This is a genomic window from Gallintestinimicrobium propionicum, assembly GCF_025567525.1.
GTDB lineage: Bacteria > Bacillota > Clostridia > Lachnospirales > Lachnospiraceae > Gallintestinimicrobium > Gallintestinimicrobium propionicum.
Window position 1 is genome coordinate 1 of record NZ_JAOQJY010000025.1, and the last position, 15989, is coordinate 15989.

Genomic DNA, 15989 nt, shown 5'->3' on the forward strand with positions numbered 1-15989 from the left:
CCGGCAGTTTCTTAGAGCAAGATTCTACCGAGGTGCCAAAATTCGCTTATCGCTCATTTTGCCCCTGCGGGAATCTTGTTGGGGAGTGCCTTCCCCAAACCCTGCTTATGCGGCTTGCGCCGCTGAAAAACCCCTCAAAATATTTTTCGGATTTTTCAAAAACAGTTCCGCTTCACACCCTGTTTTTCTCCTATTAGTGAGAGGACACCACGCACAGAAAGGAGGTCAACCACCTATGAAACGATACAACACGCCGCACCGCAGCCGGGTAGTCAAAACACGCATGACCGAGGAAGAATACGCCGAGTTTGCCCAGCGGCTTTCTGCTTACCACATGAGCCAAGCCGAGTTTATCCGGCAAGCCATAACCGGGGCAGCCATACGCCCCATCATAACCGTTTCCCCCATCAATGACGAGCTGCTTGCCGCTGTCGGGAAGCTGACCGCCGAATACGGGAGGATCGGCGGCAACTTAAACCAGATAGCCCGGACGCTGAACGAGTGGCACAGTCCCTATCCGCAGCTTGCCGGGGAGGTACGGGCGGCGGTTTCCGACCTTGCTGCCCTAAAGTTTGAAGTCTTGCAGAAAGTGGGTGACGCTGTTGGCAACATTCAAACATATCAGCTCTAAAAACGCCGACTATGGCGCAGCGGAAGCCTATCTCACATTTGAGCATGACGAGTTTACCATGAAAGCCACCCTTGATGAAAACGGGCGGCTGATACCGAGGGAGGATTACCGCATTTCTTCCCTCAACTGCGGGGGCGAGGATTTCGCTGTTGCCTGTATGCGGGCCAATCTCCGCTATGAGAAAAACCAAAAACGGGAAGATGTGAAAAGCCACCACTATATCATCAGCTTTGACCCACGGGACGGGACAGACAACGGCTTGACCGTAGACCGGGCGCAGGAGCTGGGCGAGCAGTTCTGCAAGGAGCATTTCCCCGGACACCAAGCCCTAATCTGCACCCACCCGGACGGGCATAACCACAGCGGGAATATCCATGTGCATATCGTCATCAACTCCCTGCGGATTTACGAAGTCCCGCTTCTGCCCTACATGGACAGACCAGCCGACACGCTGGAGGGCTGCAAGCACCGCTGCACCAACGCCGCTATGGAATATTTCAAGAGCGAAGTCATGGAAATGTGCCACCGGGAGGGGCTTTACCAAATCGACCTCTTGAACGGCAGCAAGGAACGGATAACCGAACGGGAATACTGGGCGGCAAAGAAAGGGCAGCTTGCCCTTGACAAAGAGAACGCCGCCAGAGAAGCCGCCGGACAGCCGACCAAGCCCACCAAGTTTGAAACGGACAAGGCGAAGCTGCGCCGGACGATACGGCAGGCACTTTCCCAAGCTGGCAGCTTTGACGAGTTTTCTTCCCTTTTGCTGCGGGAGGGTGTGACCGTCAAGGAGAGCCGGGGGCGGCTTTCCTACCTCACGCCGGACAGGACAAAGCCTATCACAGCCCGAAAGCTGGGGGACGATTTTGACAAGGCTGCTGTCCTTGCCCTGCTCACGCAGAACGCCCACAGAGCTGCCGAACAGACCAAAGCCATACCCGAATACCCTGCCGCAGTTAAAAAGCCGTTACAAGGGGAAAAAGCTGCAAAAACCACCCCGGCAGACAACACCTTGCAGCGCATGGTTGACCGGGAAGCCAAGCGAGCCGAGGGCAAGGGCGTGGGCTATGACCGCTGGGCGGCAAAGCACAACCTAAAGCAAATGGCAGCTACCGTTACCGCCTATCAGCAGTACGGCTTTTCCTCCCCGGAGGAACTGGACGAAGCCTGTTCTGCCGCCTATGCCGCCATGCAGGAAAGCCTTGCGTGGTTGAAGCAGGTGGAAAAGACGCTGAACGGGAAAAAGGAGCTGCAACGGCAGGTGCTTGCCTATTCCAAGACCCGCCCTGTCCGGGACGGGCTGAAACAGCAGAAAAACGCCAAAGCAAAAGCAGCCTACCGTCAGAAGCATGAAAGTGACTTTATCATAGCAGACGCAGCCGCCCGCTATTTCAGGGAGAACGGCATTTCCAAGCTGCCGAGCTATAAATCCCTGCAAGCAGAGATTGAAAGCCTTATCAAAGAGAAAAACAGCGGCTACAACGATTACCGGGCAAAACGGGAGGAGTACCGCCGCTTGCAGACTGTCAAGGGCAATATCGACCAGATTTTACGCCGGAGCGAGCCGCAGCGCAGAAAGGAGCAGAGCCATGAACGGTAATATCCCCCGCATGGACTACCGCCAGTACCGGGCAGCCCGCCGCCTTGTGCATGAGTGCTGCAACTATGACAGCGGGAACTGCCTGCTGTTGGAGGACGGCGAGCCTTGCGTGTGTGTACAGAGTATCAGCTATTCGCTGCTCTGCCGCTGGTTTACCGCCGCTGTCCTGCCCCTTGATGAAGCACTGGAAGCCGCCCTCTTGCGCCGGGGAAGCCGGAAACGCTGCGCTGTCTGCGGGGCGTTCTTCTTCCCAAAATCCAACCGGGGGAAATACTGCCCGGACTGCGCCGGACGCATGAAGCGGATAAACGCCGCCAAACGGAAGCGGAAACAAAGGGAGAAATGTCACGCTTTAGGGCATTTCAAACCCGCATAAATCAAGGCTTTTTTGGAGGGTGTCAAAGGGTGCGTGATACATTTATCCTTTTCCCTTAAAAACGCCCCCTAAAAGCGTAACAGAACCCACAGACAGACACCACAAGGAGGTGAACCCTATCGCTGATTATATGACCGCAGGAACGGAGCTGCCCGCTTACCTGCCTTACCCCCGTTTCCTGCTGGAAACAGACCTATCCCACACCGCAAGAGAGTTATATGCGCTGCTGTTAGACCGTTCCACCCTTTCGCAGAAGAACGGCTGGCAGGACAGCGAGGGACGGACATACATTGTCTACCCCATAGCAGAGATAGCGGAAATGCTGGATAAAGGCTGCACCACCATAAAGGGCGCACTGAACGAACTGGACGCTGCCGGGCTGCTGGAACGCAGACGGACGGGCTTTTCTGCCGCCAACCGTCTGTATGTGAAAGTGCCGCCTATCCCAGTGGTACAGTTTTCCGACCAACTGACGGACGGAAAACCGCCCCTCATAAGGGCGGGAAACCGACCAACTGACAGCCGGAAAACTGACCTTATGACGGTCGGAAAACCGTCCCCTAACCAAACTAATATAAACAACCTAATAGAGAGCCAAACAAAAGGAGCGAGTGAGGGGCAGCCCCCCGCCGCTTATGGCAGATATAAAAATGTATTTCTTTCTGACACAGAACTTTTGGAGCTGGAACAGGACTTCCCCGGCAAGTGGGAGTATTACCTTGACCGCCTTTCCTGCCACATCGCTTCCACCGGGAAGCAGTACCAGAGCCATGCAGCCACCATTTACAAGTGGGCGCAGGAGGACGCTGCCAAAGAGAAGCCAAAGAAAGGCATACCGGACTATTCATTCAAGGAGGGAGAAAGCCTATGACCGATACAATCCACAACACCATACTGCCTATGACCGACACCACAGCCGAGCCGGAGGATTACACCGGGGAGGACGGGCTTTTATACTGCGGCAAATGCCGGAAACCCAAAGAAGCCTATTTCCCGGAGGGCAAGACCTTTTTCGGGCGTGACCGCCACCCGTCAGAGTGCGACTGCCAGCGGGCAGCCCGTAAGGAACGGGAAGCCGCCGAGAAGCGGCGCAGCCACCTTGAAACGGTGGAACGGCTGAAACGGCAGGGCTTTACAGACAAGACCATGCAGGACTGGACATTTGCCAACGATAACGGCAGCTGCCCGCAGATGAAGAACGCCGCCGGATATGTGGCACGCTGGGAACAGATAAAGGACGGGAACTACGGGCTGCTCTTGTGGGGCAGGGTAGGCACTGGGAAAAGCTATTTTGCCGGGTGTATTGCAAACGCCCTCATGGAGCAGGAAGTCCCGGTGTGCATGACAAACTTTGCAGCAATATTAAACGACCTTGCCGCCAGCTTTGCGGGCAGGAACGAATATATTTCCCGCCTTTGCAGCTTCCCCCTGCTCATCATTGACGATTTTGGAATGGAGCGTGGCACAGAATACGGTCTGGAACAGGTCTACAATGTGATTGACAGCCGCTACCGGAGCAGGAAGCCGCTGATTGTGACGACCAACCTCACGCTGGAGGAATTGCAGCACCCGGAGGACACCGCCCACGCCCGGATTTATGACCGCCTGCTTGAAATGTGTTCCCCTCTCTGCTTTACCGGGGAGAATTTGAGGAAAGCCGCCGCACAGGGAAAAATGGAACAGCTGAAACGGCTGCTTGCCGGAAAGGAGATTTGCCTATGACCGACACCCAGAGAAACAAACGCCCTGCCCGCCGCCCGGACTGCGTGACCGAAACGAGGATAGGCAACACAATCCTTGTGGTGTCTGGCTTTTTCAAGGAGGGGGCGACCGACACCGCCGCTGACAAGATGATGAAAGTGCTGGAAGCAGAAGCCGCCGCCGGATATTTGACCTGTGATAAGCCTGATTGAAAAACCGTCATTTTTACCGACCGTAAAGAAGCAGATTTGACGCTTTTGCCGCTATACAGACAGCCGCCCCATGTGGTACAATCAAGGTACGGAATAGTGGGGCTGGCTGTCGGAAACGGAGGAATTTATGTTAAGACAGACCACCCAGCAACTCATTACCGCCCTTTACCCAAGACTGTCCCATGAGGACGAGCTGCAAGGCGAGAGCAATTCCATTTCCAACCAAAAGAGGATTTTGGAAACCTATGCCAAACAGAATGGATTTTCTAATCTGCGCTGGTACACCGACGACGGTTATTCCGGTGCGAACTTTCAAAGACCCGGATTTCAAGCCATGCTTGCAGACATTGAAGCAGGGAAAGTCGGGACAGTTATCGTCAAGGATATGTCGAGGTTAGGGCGAAACTACTTACAGGTGGGAATGTACACAGAAATGATTTTCCCACAGAAAGGTGTCCGCTTCATCGCTATCAATGACGGAGTGGACAGCGCACAGGGGGAAAATGATTTTGCCCCGCTGCGGAACATTTTTAACGAATGGCTGGTGAGAGATACGAGCAAGAAAATCAAGGCAGTAAAACGCTCTAAGGGCATGAGCGGAAAGCCCATCACAAGCAAGCCCGTCTATGGCTACCTCATGGACGAGGACGAAAACTTTATCATTGACGAGGAAGCCGCCCCGGTGGTACGGCAGATTTACAGCCTTTGCCTTGCCGGGAACGGTCCGACCAAGATAGCCCGTATGCTGACCGAGCAGCAAATCCCCACGCCGGGGACGCTGGAATACCGCAGGACGGGCAGCACCCGCCGCTACCACCCCGGCTATGAGTGCAAGTGGGCGACCAATACCGTGGTTCATCTGCTGGAAAACCGGGAATATACGGGCTGTCTGGTAAACTTTAAGACCGAGAAGCCGTCCTACAAGCTGAAACACAGCATAGAAAATCCCCCGGAAAAGCAGGCGGTTTTTGAGAACCACCATGAGCCTATCATTGACCGGGAAACGTGGGAACGGGTGCAGGAGTTACGCAAGCAGCGCAAACGCCCCAACCGTTATGACGAAGTGGGCTTGTTCTCCGGCATACTCTTTTGTGCCGACTGCGGCAGCGTCATGTACCAGCAGCGATACCAGACGGACAAGCGCAAGCAGGACTGTTATATCTGCGGAAGCTACAAGAAACGCACCGCCGACTGCACAGCGCACTTTATCCGCACTGACCTCTTGACCGCTGGCGTACTCTCCAATCTGCGGAAAGTTACCAGCTATGCGGCAAAGCATGAAGCCCGGTTTATGAAGCTTTTAATCGAGCAGAATGAGGACGGGGACAGACGCAGGAACGCCGCCAAGAAAAAGGAGCTGGAAGCCGCCGAGAAACGCATAGCCGAGTTATCTGCTATCTTCAAGCGGCTGTATGAGGACAGCGTAACCGGGCGCATATCGGACGAGCGTTTCACAGAGCTGTCGGCAGACTATGAAGCCGAGCAGAAAGAACTGAAAGAACGTGCCGCCAGACTGCGGGAAGAACTTTCCAAAGCGCAGGAAGCCACCGCAAACGCTGAAAAGTTTATGAATGTGGTACGCAGGCACACTACCATTGAAGAACTTACCCCTACTCTGCTGCGGGAGTTTGTGGAGAAAATCGTTGTCCATGAAAGCGTTGCCCTTGACGGGAAACGCCGGGGCAAGTTACGCAGACAGGAAATCGAAATCTATTATTCTTTTGTCGGCAAGGTAGAACTGCCCGACACCTAACCGCCCGACCTATCCGACATACCTCATGTGCCGGATAGGAACGGCAAAATTTTTTACACTTCTATTACTTCTTTATCACACATAAGCAAACAGAGCAGGTTTAAAACAGCCTGTTTGGCTTTCAGCGCAGAAAAGATATCATCCTGTCGGACGCTGTGGACGAGATCGAGGAAAAGCTGTTCGGCCTTTTTCGGGTCTTTCGCGTCGATGCAGAGCGGCAGATGAATGAGTTCGAACAGGTCGGTCTGCTGGCAGGTGATCTCGAAATGGCAATAGTAGGTGCGGTATGGATTATGGATATCGGTAAAAAACGCCTGGTTCGTGTAGGCGGGAAGCAGATACAGCTGTCCGCTTGTTGGATGGATGGTTGTCTCATCGATGCAGACGGTTCCCTCCCCCTGCAGGACGAGCTGAATGCTGGAAAAGGGCGGAACCGAGGAATCACATTTCCACGTCTCGTCACAGATGATGAGGTTGGCGCGTTCCAGACTGATAGTCGCTTCGCGCAGGCGGTTTTGGATAATCAGATTTGTTTCGTTCATAGGTTGTCTGTCCTGTTGCAGTGGTTAAGCATGATTTCGCGGATTGTTTTGTGCATTGCGCATCTACAGCCCGCTGGAAATTATAATCATTATTCTATCATACAAAAAGGAGATTTTGCAAATGGCACACAAGATCAGAGAAGTTTACATTGTACATCATTCTCACACAGACGTTGGTTACACAGACCTGCAGGAACAGGTTATTTACAACCAGACGAATAACATCCGCCGGGCAGTAGAGCTGATTGAGGAGGGCCTGGAAAAAGGAACCAATCAGAAGGATCTGAAATGGAATTGTGAGACCTGGTACTGCGTAGAGCAGTTTTTAAAGGCTGCAACGAAGGAAGAAAAAAAGACGTTCTTCGATCTGGTAAAGAAAAACAGCATCGGTCTTTCTGCAAACTACTTAAACTTTAATGACCTGGCTGACTGCGAATATCTGACCGAGAAAATCCATGATATGCAGGAGGTATGCGCGAAGGAAGGCATTACCTTAAAGACTGCGATGTTTGCAGATATCAACGGTATTTCCATGGGACAGAGAGACGCTATGCTCGCAAACGGCGTTGAGTTCTTATATACAAATATCCACACCCATCACGGCATGTATCCGTTGTATCAGAACCAGAAGCCTTATTTCTGGGAAAATGAAGATGGCAAGCGTCTGCTGGTATGGAGCGGCGAGCATTACAACCTGGGCAATGCGCTCGGCATCGTATTCAACAAAAACGTCAACTTCATGACAGAGAATTACTTCGGCAAAGCACAGGGAGATGTTGCAGGGCCGCTGGAGAAGCTGCACTCCAACCTGATCGCAAGCATGGAGGAATATGAAGAAAACGGTTATCCTTATGATTTCTATATCACAAGCGTTTCCGGTGTATACTCCGACAACGCGCCCATCAATCCCGCAATTGCAGACACGGTAGCGTTGTTCAACGAAAAGTACGGCGAAGAAGTTACCCTGCGCATGGTAACCCTACAGGAGCTGTATGATCTGATCCGCAATAAGGTAGCGGATGCTCCCGTTTACCGCGGTGCGATCAACGACTGGTGGGGCAACGGTGTTGGCAGCACGCCTTATGCAGTAAAGCATTATAAAGAGGCAGTTCGTTTAAACCGTATCTGCGACCGTCTGGAAGAAAAGACCGGCGTTCATAACGCAGAGCTGGTAAAAGCTTACGGCGATAACTCCCTGCTGTATGCGGAACACACCTGGGGTCATTCCGCAACCGTAACCAACCCTTACGATACCATGGTAACAAACCTGGATATGCGTAAAAACAGCTATGCATCCAAAGCACATGAGGCAGCTGCAATGCGCAAAAACGAGCAGTGCCATCTGCTCGGCGATATCCTGCGTTACTACAATCTGTCCGGTAAGGTAAAAGCAGTATCCACCAGCCATGAAAAGAGAGTATTTCCGGTTGAGTTCTATGTGGAAACCATGAGCCTTCCGGCTGTAAAAGTAACCGATGACAAGACAAACGAAGTGATGGAGGTTCAGCTGTCTACACATCCCCGCGGTGTTCTGGTAAGCTTCCTGGCTGAATTTGAGCCGATGGAAGAAAAGACCTTCACTTATGAAGAACAGCCTGCACCGGCACAGACCCTGTTTACCAGAACCGCATGGGTCGGCGCAGAGCGCGTGCGCGATATTATCAATACTTATGATACCGAAAGCTACAAGCTGCCTTACGGTATGGAAAACGATTCCTTCAAAATCAGCTGGAAGGTCGGCGAAGGAATTACTTCTTTCTATAATAAAAAAGCAGAGGTGGAAATGTGCAAGCCCGGATTGGAGACTTTCTTTACTCCTGTCTATGAGTGTACCAAAATCCGCAAGGGTGTTTATGAAGAGCGCCGTCTGATCGGCAGAAATATCAGAGGCCTGCACGCGGAACAGTATCAGGGCGACTTAAAGGATGTAAGGATTCTCGATCACGGTCCGGTATTTACTAAGGTGGAACTGGTATTTGATCTGGAAGGAACGTACTACAGCAGCGTTATCATCAAGATGTATAACAAGCTGCCAAAGATTGAGTTTTCTTATCATATCGCAAAGACACTGAGCGAGGATATCGAGAGCGTATTTATGCCTCTGGCACTGAACCTGCCTGATGCAGAGGTTTCCATCCAGAATGGCGGCGTAGCCATGCGTTCTGGTATCGACCAGCTGCCCGGCACGAATATGGAGTACTATCTGGCAGATGAAGGCCTGATCTACCGTACCAAGGATCAGACGATTCTGGTAAATACATTTGATACCCCTCTGCTGTATATGGGAGCAATGGAATCCCATCCGATTCTTCTGTGCGATAACAGGGAAGAAAACAACAAGCGTCCGGTTTACAGCTGGATTATGAACAATACCTGGGAGACAAACTTCAAGATGGATCTGTCCGGCTTCAGCGAATTCCGTTACGGCGTGGAGATCGTAGACAACGGTTCCGTAAAAGAAGGCATGGAGCGTCTGTCTGATAACGATAAGGGCGTTGTAACCTTTATCTGCGGTTAATGGGATTTAATGGCTGTGGAATGAGGAGTAAAATGGAAAAGAAAAACTATATTCTGTTGTTTTTACAGATCGCAGCAATTGCCGTATCCGGAGTATTCGGGGGAGATACAACATTTGCCCTGATTACGGCGCTGATTGGCATTACATTTAATTTCCTGGTATCCATGAATATCGCGTCCGGATTTTTATTCGGATTCGTGTATGCGGTATGTAATGGCATTCTGGCATGGCAGACGAACGTTTACGCAACATTTGTATTCATGATCTTTATGCAGGCGCCGATGGCTCTTTACAGCTTGCGGAAATGGCATGGCAAGAAAAAAGAGACCGAAGCGATTATGAAGAAAATGGACCGCAGAGAACTGACCTCAATGGTCGTTGGCGCGATTGTGTTATTCGTGATTATGACAGGCATTCTGTCCGCAATAAACGGTGCGTTCAACGCAAATGTATTGTTTGACACATTTTTCTTTGTCTGCAGCGTAACGGCCTGCATCGGCCTGGCAGCCTGCTACAAAAACGCGTACATCGTAAACCTTGGTTCCGGAATCGGAGGAACGATCCTCTGGCTGTATAAGGCGATTACGATGGAAACCGGAATTTCCATGGCAGTATTTTTCGCGATCGTGGCGCTCAACTCCGCACTGGCGGTACAGCAGCAGTATGGAAAAAGCAGCCGGAGAGCAGCTGTTGAATTTGTTGAGCAAGGGACTTGAAAGGATTCAAAACCGGTATCTATCCTTTCGGAAGTATGCTATAATGAGCGCAAGCTTTTAAAAGCACACAAAAGGAGGGGGTTTCTATGAGCAGCAAAATGACTGTCAAAAAGGAAGCGATTATGGCCCGATTTGGGGGAATGGGGTTCCATAACAGCGAAGCAAACGTCTGGCGGGAGATGGATGACGTCCAGTTCAACCAGTACGTCGGCAAGGTTTATCGGGAGCTTTCGCCCGGTTTTTCCAGAATGTGGGGAGGCTTTCCGGAATGGACGAAGGAAGAGATGGACGCGTTTGCAGAATATTGTGAAAAAATGCAGTGTAAGGTTGGTGCAACAATCTATCTGACCGGGCATTGCGTGCGGTATGAGACGGACGAGGAGCTGACTGCGTATGCATCGAATGTTGCAGACCGTCTGGAGTATCTGATCTATGAAAAGGGTCTGAGCAACGTTAAGATTTATTGTATGTCCAATGAACTGAGTCTGGATGACTGGGGAGACTTGGCATTTGAAATGGCTACGTTCAAAAAATATCATACCTATCTGTATAACGAGTTTGCGCACAGACATCTGCCGGTCTACCTGCTGGCGACTGATGCTTCCCCGATGGAGCGCTGGGAGACGGTGGAATGGGCGATTGCAAACGGCATGGTTCCGATTTCCAACGTGTTCGGCGGACATCATTATGTAAATGACTTCGAAGCGGAGGATCTGGATTTTTATAAGATTTTCAAGCGTCATTGCTCCGATGTTGTCAATATGTTAAAGCCTTACGAGCGCCGTTTTATTCTGGGCGAGTTCGGCCTGGCGCAGGCGTTCAAACAGGGACAGAACAATATCAATGGCGTAAAGATGGACGTATGTGATGCCTTCTATAACGGAAAGGAATCCTACTCTGCGCTGCAGATCTGTGAAATGGCACTGGCAGCAGTCAACGCGGGCGTGTATGCAATGGCTCTCTGGACCTTTGTGGATGTGCCCAATCCCCGCGACCTGCAGTATCGTCTGAACAAATGGGGACTGCTGCGCTGGGACGATACGGATTATGGTGCACGGGACTGGCTGTATGCTTATGGTCTGCTGGTTCGCTATTTCCGGAAAAATTCCAAACCGCTTACGATTTCCTCTGAGGACTATCTGCTGCGCAGCGGCGGCGTTGTAAACGATGACGGTTCCTTCTCTGTTGCGATCGTCAATCGTCACAAAGAGCCTGTTGAGATCGATATTTCTCTGGAAAATCTGAAATCAGACAAGGCTCTGCGCAGATATCTGTATGATTCTGCCAATGTGCCCCGCAGCAAATTTGCAGACCTGCAGGATTACGATGAACTGATTGCATGTGCCGGCAACAGCGTGCATGTGACCGTTCCGGCAAGCTCCATCGTTCTGCTGACAACGGATTACACCGATCATAAGCCGGCAGCAATTACAGGTATTTGTGCAGAAGACGGGACAGTTACCTGGGAAGCCTCTACAGAGACAGAGCATCGCTATTATCGTGTATACAAGGGCGATTCTGCAGACTTTGTTCCGACAAAGGAAAATCAGATCGCCTCCACCATCGCAACGTCCTTTACGGATCCTGACGCAGCGCCCGGATTCTATAAAGTGGAATCTGTCGATGCATGGGGAAACCACTGAACAGCAGCCGAGATAGCTGTTTGGCAGCAATAAAGTAATATAGTTTGGTTGTGCGGATCAGACGGGAAGAAACGAGGAATGAGATGACCTATAACGAAGCGATTGAATGGATGGATTCAAGACACTGGAGCGGCACGGGAAAAGGAATCGTGCGGTCGCAGGAGCTTTTGGAACGGCTTGGAAATCCGCAGGACAAGCTGAAATTTGTACATGTGGCGGGTACGAATGGCAAAGGTTCGGTCTGCGCGTGCCTGTCGAAAATTCTGACGGCAGCCGGTTATCGGGTCGGACTGTTTGTTTCTCCCCATTTAAAACGTTTTAACGACAGGATTTATTTTAACGGGACAGAGATCGGAGACGAGGATTTTGCGAGGTTGGCGTCATGGATCCGAACACAGGCAGAAACCATGGAGGATGCGCCGACGGTGTTTGAGATCATGACGGCAATGGGGATGCTGTATTTTGCAGAAAAACAGTGTGATCTTGTAATGTTGGAAGTCGGCATGGGCGGCAGGCTGGATTCCACCAATGTGATCCGAACGCCGGAGGCTGCTGTTATCACCTCCATCGGACTGGATCATACAAAGGAGCTGGGCGATACACTGGAAAAAATCGCGGGAGAAAAGGGCGGCATCATAAAAACAGGCGGCACTGTCATTGTGGACGGAAGCAATACAGCAGTTATGCCGGTATTTGAAAAAATCTGTCAGGAAACAGACGCATCCCTTGTTACAAGCGCGCCGGAACAGATTCGAAATGTTGTGTTAAGTCCGTCGGGCGAGGTATTTGATTATAAGGATCTGAAAGAGCTTCCTCTTTCTTTGACAGGTGTCTATCAGATGAATAACGCGGCGGTGGTCATCGAAACCGTCCGTGTGCTGGAACAAAAAGGGTATAGGATCGACGAAGCTGCTCTGCGCAAGGGGCTTTCAGAGGTATACTGGCCGGGACGCTTTGAGCGCCTGCATGAGCAGCCGACCTTTCTCGTGGATGGCTCCCATAACCCGGACGGCATCCGGGCACTGCTGGAAAGCCTGCGCAGTTATTTTCCGGATCGGAAAATCCGTTTCCTGCTGGGGATTCTTTCTACAAAGGATGTCAGCACAATGCTGCAGCTGATTGAACCTCTGGCAGAGGAAATCGGCGTAATTATGCCGCCGTCCGAAAAAGCGATGGATAATGAAAGAATGGCGCAGCAGATCAGCCGGGAATGTGCGGTAAGGACGACAGCATTTGATTCGATCGAAGACGGGGTGCGCAGTATGATCGAAAATGCCGAAAAGGAGGATGTGATCTGTGCAACCGGCTCGCTGTATTCGATTGAAGAGATCCGTACCTGCGCAAATCGGGAATTTCATCAAAACTGCGGAGGCTGTGAGAGGCTGTGACATCGGAAGAAACTGCGCGCTTTACGGCAGCAAAGGAGCGGATCATCGGTAAAAACCGGGAACGCAATGGTATCGGCACCCTTTCGGAAAAGACGGTGCATGCGGTGCTGAAACATTATTATGCGCCGGACGAATCGCAGCATGAAATCCCGGTGGAGGGCTGCGTGGCAGATATCTTTAATGGGAAAGAGATTATCGAAATCCAGACCCGAAGCTTTGACCGGATGCGCCCGAAGCTGGAACGATTCCTGCCGCTGTATCCGGTGACGATCGTGTACCCGATCCCATACTGTAAGCACGTCTACTGGATCGATGAGGAAACCGGGGAGATCTCCGGCGGACGGAAATCTCCATTAAAGGGAAGTCCTTATCTGGCATTTAAGGAGCTGTACCGGATCAAAGCTTATCTGCAAGACCCGAACCTGACGATCCGGCTCACGTTTCTGAATATGGAAGAATATAAGCTGTTAAATGGCTGGAGCCGGGACAAAAAACGTGGCTCCAGCCGTTATGACAGAATTCCTGTTTCCATTGAGAGGGAAATGGAATTTACCTGCGCACAGGATTATGTCCAGCTGATCCCATACGATCTGCCGGAGCCGTTTACGTCCGCGCAGCTCGGCAAAGCTGTGCATATCCGAAAGGAGCAGGCTGGCATTGTGTGCAATATCCTCCACGACCTCGGCGTGATCGAGCGGGACGGGAAAAAAGGAAATGCGTATCTCTACAGGGTAGTGGAGGTATGAGCTTCGATGGACAGAATATCGTCCAGAAAAATCTGCATTCCATCCTCCAGTGTGAGGATGCGCTGGAAAAGGTTGAGCTTTTTGACTGTGCCGGATATAGAGACATAGGAACCGCCCTGTTTGCGTTTGTCAGGGCAAAAAAAAGTAATAGAAATCAGCGGCTTTTCGGAGAGATGTTCGAGAAGCCGCCGAAATTTTAAGTCGAGAAGCTCTTGCATATCTTCGTTGAGTGTGATCTTTTCTTCCGTCAGGCGCGCTGTTTCCAAAATGGCGGAATCATAGCCTGTGAGAGCGGCAAAGGGAGAAAACTGGGCCGCGCGGTCATGCATGGACATCTGAGGATGCGTTTTGGAAACGTGGTGCGGAAGATGGATGATATCGCTGTAGTCTGGTTTCATGCCTTATGCCCTCCGATCTGGTTGTTGCGGTCTTTGGCGGTTGCGCCCTCTTCCAGGTTCATCGCTTTGAGCACTGCGTTTTTACCGAATTTTTTTCGGATGGAAAGCATCGCCTCCTGCAGCTTTCGCTCACGCGCCAGGTCAGCAGCGTCGGCTTTCTGTTTTTGTTCTTCTGCTGCATAATCTGTGAAAAGATCGAGCTGGGTAAAGCGGTCTTTCTTTTGCAGAGCAGTGTCCTCCGGGATAATGTGGTTGGCGACAATATACAGCCGGCGGATCAGGAGCGTCGAATCGATAAGACGATCGAAAAGATCGACGGCGGCGTTCATGATCCTGTGGGAAGAGGAGGTATAGTCGTCCAGATTTTGGGTTCCATGTGCCTGCTTTGGAATCGAGCGGCCGTAGCGGTCTGTTTCGATGGAACCGTGGTAGGCGGATCTGCGGGAGGGATCAGACAGGTTTTCGATATCGTAGCCGACGGTGAGGACAATCTGGTCGGTTACGATTTTTTTATTTACAAGATCGAGGGCGAGCTGGTCTGCCATTTCTTTCAAAACGAGCTTTGCTTTGTCTGTCTCGTACGGACAATGCAGAACCTGCCCGGAGCTGATGCTGTTGGTTTCCGGTTTGTAGGCTTTGATTTCCGGGACGGTGCAGGGTTCAAAGCCCCAGGCGTGGTCGATCAGAAGCTCTGCATTTTTTCCGAAAAGCCGATAGAGCAGGTCTTCATTTTTGACAGAGCAGCGTGCGATATCCCCCATCGTGAACAATCCATTTTCGGCAAGCTTTCTGGCATAGCCGTGTCCGATGCGCCAGAAGTCAGTGAGCGGCTGATGTGCCCAGAGCTTTTGTCGGAATGTCATTTCATCGAGAAAGGCGATGCGCACGCCGTATTCATCTGCCGGGAGGTGCTTTGCTACGATATCCATTGCAACCTTGCAGAGAAAAAGATTCGTCCCGATGCCGGCAGTAGCGGTGATTCCTGTCGTATCCATGACATCGAGAATAATTTTACGGGCAAATTCGCGGGCAGTCATCCCGCTGGCGGGCAGATAATCCGTAATGTCCATAAAAACCTCGTCGATGGAATAAACTACGATATCCTCCGGTGCGACGTATTTCATATAGATAGAATAAATTCTGGTGCTGCATTCCATATAATGTGCCATCTGGGGCGGCGCGATCAGAAAATCAACGGCGAGCGCCGGATTCTGAGAAAGCTCCGAGAAAAAATAGGATGTACCGGAAAGTATCTGTCCGGGCGCATGCTGTTTTCGTTCGATATTGACTTCCCGGACTCGCTGCTTTACTTCAAAAAGACGACTTCGTCCGGACATGCCAAAGCTTTTCAGAGATGGTGTGACAGCAAGACAGATGGTTTTGTCTGTACGGCTGATGTCTGCCACGACAAGGTTGGTATCAAGGGGGTCAAGGCCGCGCTCCCGACATTCTACGGAAGCGTAAAAGGATTTTAAGTCGATGGCAATATAGATGCGGTCTTCCATGAAATGTGGGTCTCCTTTCTTTATTTCATAGGAAAATGCGTCCTATGAAATAAAAACGCTCCGCGAGGATGCGCACTCGGCGCAAGGGTAGATGGTTGCCGAGGCAACCGCGCCTCGGCGCGAGAATGTGCCAAGGCACATTCTTTTTTACAACATTGCAGCGGCTTTTTTATATTATACACGAACTGATGTTCGTTTTGCAAAGGAAATCTTTTTCTTCATGACAATAGAATGCTCACAGCGCGTGTATTCTATTGTTTGGT

16 protein-coding genes are annotated in these 15989 nt (G+C 51.2%); 13 read left to right on the forward strand and 3 right to left on the reverse strand.

The window, feature by feature from the left end; translation table 11 throughout:
* The 8 genes from OCV62_RS15265 to OCV62_RS15300 form a co-directional block, all read left to right on the forward strand.
* A partial coding sequence (locus OCV62_RS15265) for a hypothetical protein (protein WP_262587760.1) occupies positions 1-197 on the forward strand: 197 nt, incomplete at its 5' end.
* 38 nt (positions 198-235) lie between these two features.
* Positions 236-631: a plasmid mobilization protein gene (locus OCV62_RS15270; protein WP_002594236.1), complete on the forward strand. Its 396-nt coding sequence runs from the start codon at positions 236-238 to the stop codon at positions 629-631.
* Positions 603-2228 carry a relaxase/mobilization nuclease domain-containing protein gene (locus OCV62_RS15275; protein WP_002594235.1) on the forward strand — a complete coding sequence of 542 codons (1626 nt, stop codon included), beginning with the start codon at positions 603-605 and terminating at the stop codon, positions 2226-2228. Before OCV62_RS15270 ends, OCV62_RS15275 begins: the two co-directional genes overlap by 29 nt.
* Complete coding sequence (locus tag OCV62_RS15280) at positions 2218-2604, forward strand: cysteine-rich VLP domain-containing protein (RefSeq protein WP_002594234.1); 387 nt, start codon at positions 2218-2220, stop codon at positions 2602-2604. The genes OCV62_RS15275 and OCV62_RS15280 overlap by 11 nt, the downstream gene beginning before the upstream one ends.
* Before the next feature lie 130 nt (positions 2605-2734).
* Entirely contained in the window at positions 2735-3475 is a 741-nt protein-coding gene (locus tag OCV62_RS15285) for a replication initiator protein A (protein WP_002594233.1), read from the forward strand.
* Positions 3472-4326, forward strand: a complete 855-nt coding sequence (locus OCV62_RS15290) for an ATP-binding protein (RefSeq protein ID WP_002594232.1) — start codon at positions 3472-3474, stop codon at positions 4324-4326. Before OCV62_RS15285 ends, OCV62_RS15290 begins: the two co-directional genes overlap by 4 nt.
* On the forward strand, positions 4323-4517 hold the full coding sequence (locus OCV62_RS15295; RefSeq protein WP_002594231.1) for a transposon-encoded TnpW family protein: 195 nt from the start codon (positions 4323-4325) through the stop codon (positions 4515-4517). The genes OCV62_RS15290 and OCV62_RS15295 overlap by 4 nt, the downstream gene beginning before the upstream one ends.
* Before the next feature lie 127 nt (positions 4518-4644).
* Complete coding sequence (locus OCV62_RS15300) at positions 4645-6270, forward strand: recombinase family protein (RefSeq protein WP_002594230.1); 1626 nt, start codon at positions 4645-4647, stop codon at positions 6268-6270.
* Between the two features lie 53 nt (positions 6271-6323).
* On the opposite strand, the gene OCV62_RS15305 is transcribed toward OCV62_RS15300, so the two are convergent.
* On the reverse strand, positions 6324-6812 hold the full coding sequence (locus OCV62_RS15305) for an AraC family ligand binding domain-containing protein (RefSeq protein WP_262587762.1): 489 nt from the start codon (positions 6810-6812) through the stop codon (positions 6324-6326).
* 121 nt (positions 6813-6933) lie between these two features.
* Between OCV62_RS15305 and OCV62_RS15310 the strand changes: the two genes are divergently transcribed.
* From OCV62_RS15310 to OCV62_RS15330, 5 genes are all read left to right on the forward strand, one after another.
* A complete protein-coding gene (locus OCV62_RS15310; protein WP_262587764.1) occupies positions 6934-9330 on the forward strand; it encodes a glycoside hydrolase family 38 N-terminal domain-containing protein in 2397 nt (798 codons plus the stop codon).
* 32 nt (positions 9331-9362) lie between these two features.
* Positions 9363-10046, forward strand: coding sequence for a nicotinamide riboside transporter PnuC (pnuC, locus tag OCV62_RS15315; protein ID WP_262587766.1), 684 nt, complete (start codon positions 9363-9365; stop codon positions 10044-10046).
* 86 nt (positions 10047-10132) lie between these two features.
* Positions 10133-11689 (forward strand): hypothetical protein, encoded by a 1557-nt coding sequence (locus OCV62_RS15320; RefSeq protein ID WP_262587768.1) that lies wholly within the window; start codon positions 10133-10135, stop codon positions 11687-11689.
* An 83-nt stretch (positions 11690-11772) separates the two neighbouring features.
* A complete protein-coding gene (locus OCV62_RS15325; RefSeq protein ID WP_262587770.1) occupies positions 11773-13077 on the forward strand; it encodes a bifunctional folylpolyglutamate synthase/dihydrofolate synthase in 1305 nt (434 codons plus the stop codon).
* Entirely contained in the window at positions 13074-13823 is a 750-nt protein-coding gene (locus OCV62_RS15330; protein WP_262587772.1) for a DUF8091 domain-containing protein, read from the forward strand. The genes OCV62_RS15325 and OCV62_RS15330 overlap by 4 nt, the downstream gene beginning before the upstream one ends.
* On the opposite strand, the gene OCV62_RS15335 is transcribed toward OCV62_RS15330, so the two are convergent.
* Both OCV62_RS15335 and OCV62_RS15340 read right to left on the reverse strand, forming a co-directional pair.
* The gene (locus tag OCV62_RS15335) at positions 13802-14221 is read right to left on the reverse strand and encodes a hypothetical protein (RefSeq protein WP_262587774.1); all 420 of its coding nucleotides are present in this window, start codon (positions 14219-14221) and stop codon (positions 13802-13804) included. The two genes, OCV62_RS15330 and OCV62_RS15335, sit on opposite strands and share 22 nt — an antisense overlap.
* Positions 14218-15726 carry a Y-family DNA polymerase gene (locus tag OCV62_RS15340; protein WP_262587776.1) on the reverse strand — a complete coding sequence of 503 codons (1509 nt, stop codon included), beginning with the start codon at positions 15724-15726 and terminating at the stop codon, positions 14218-14220. Before OCV62_RS15340 ends, OCV62_RS15335 begins: the two co-directional genes overlap by 4 nt.
* Positions 15727-15989 lie beyond the last annotated feature (263 nt).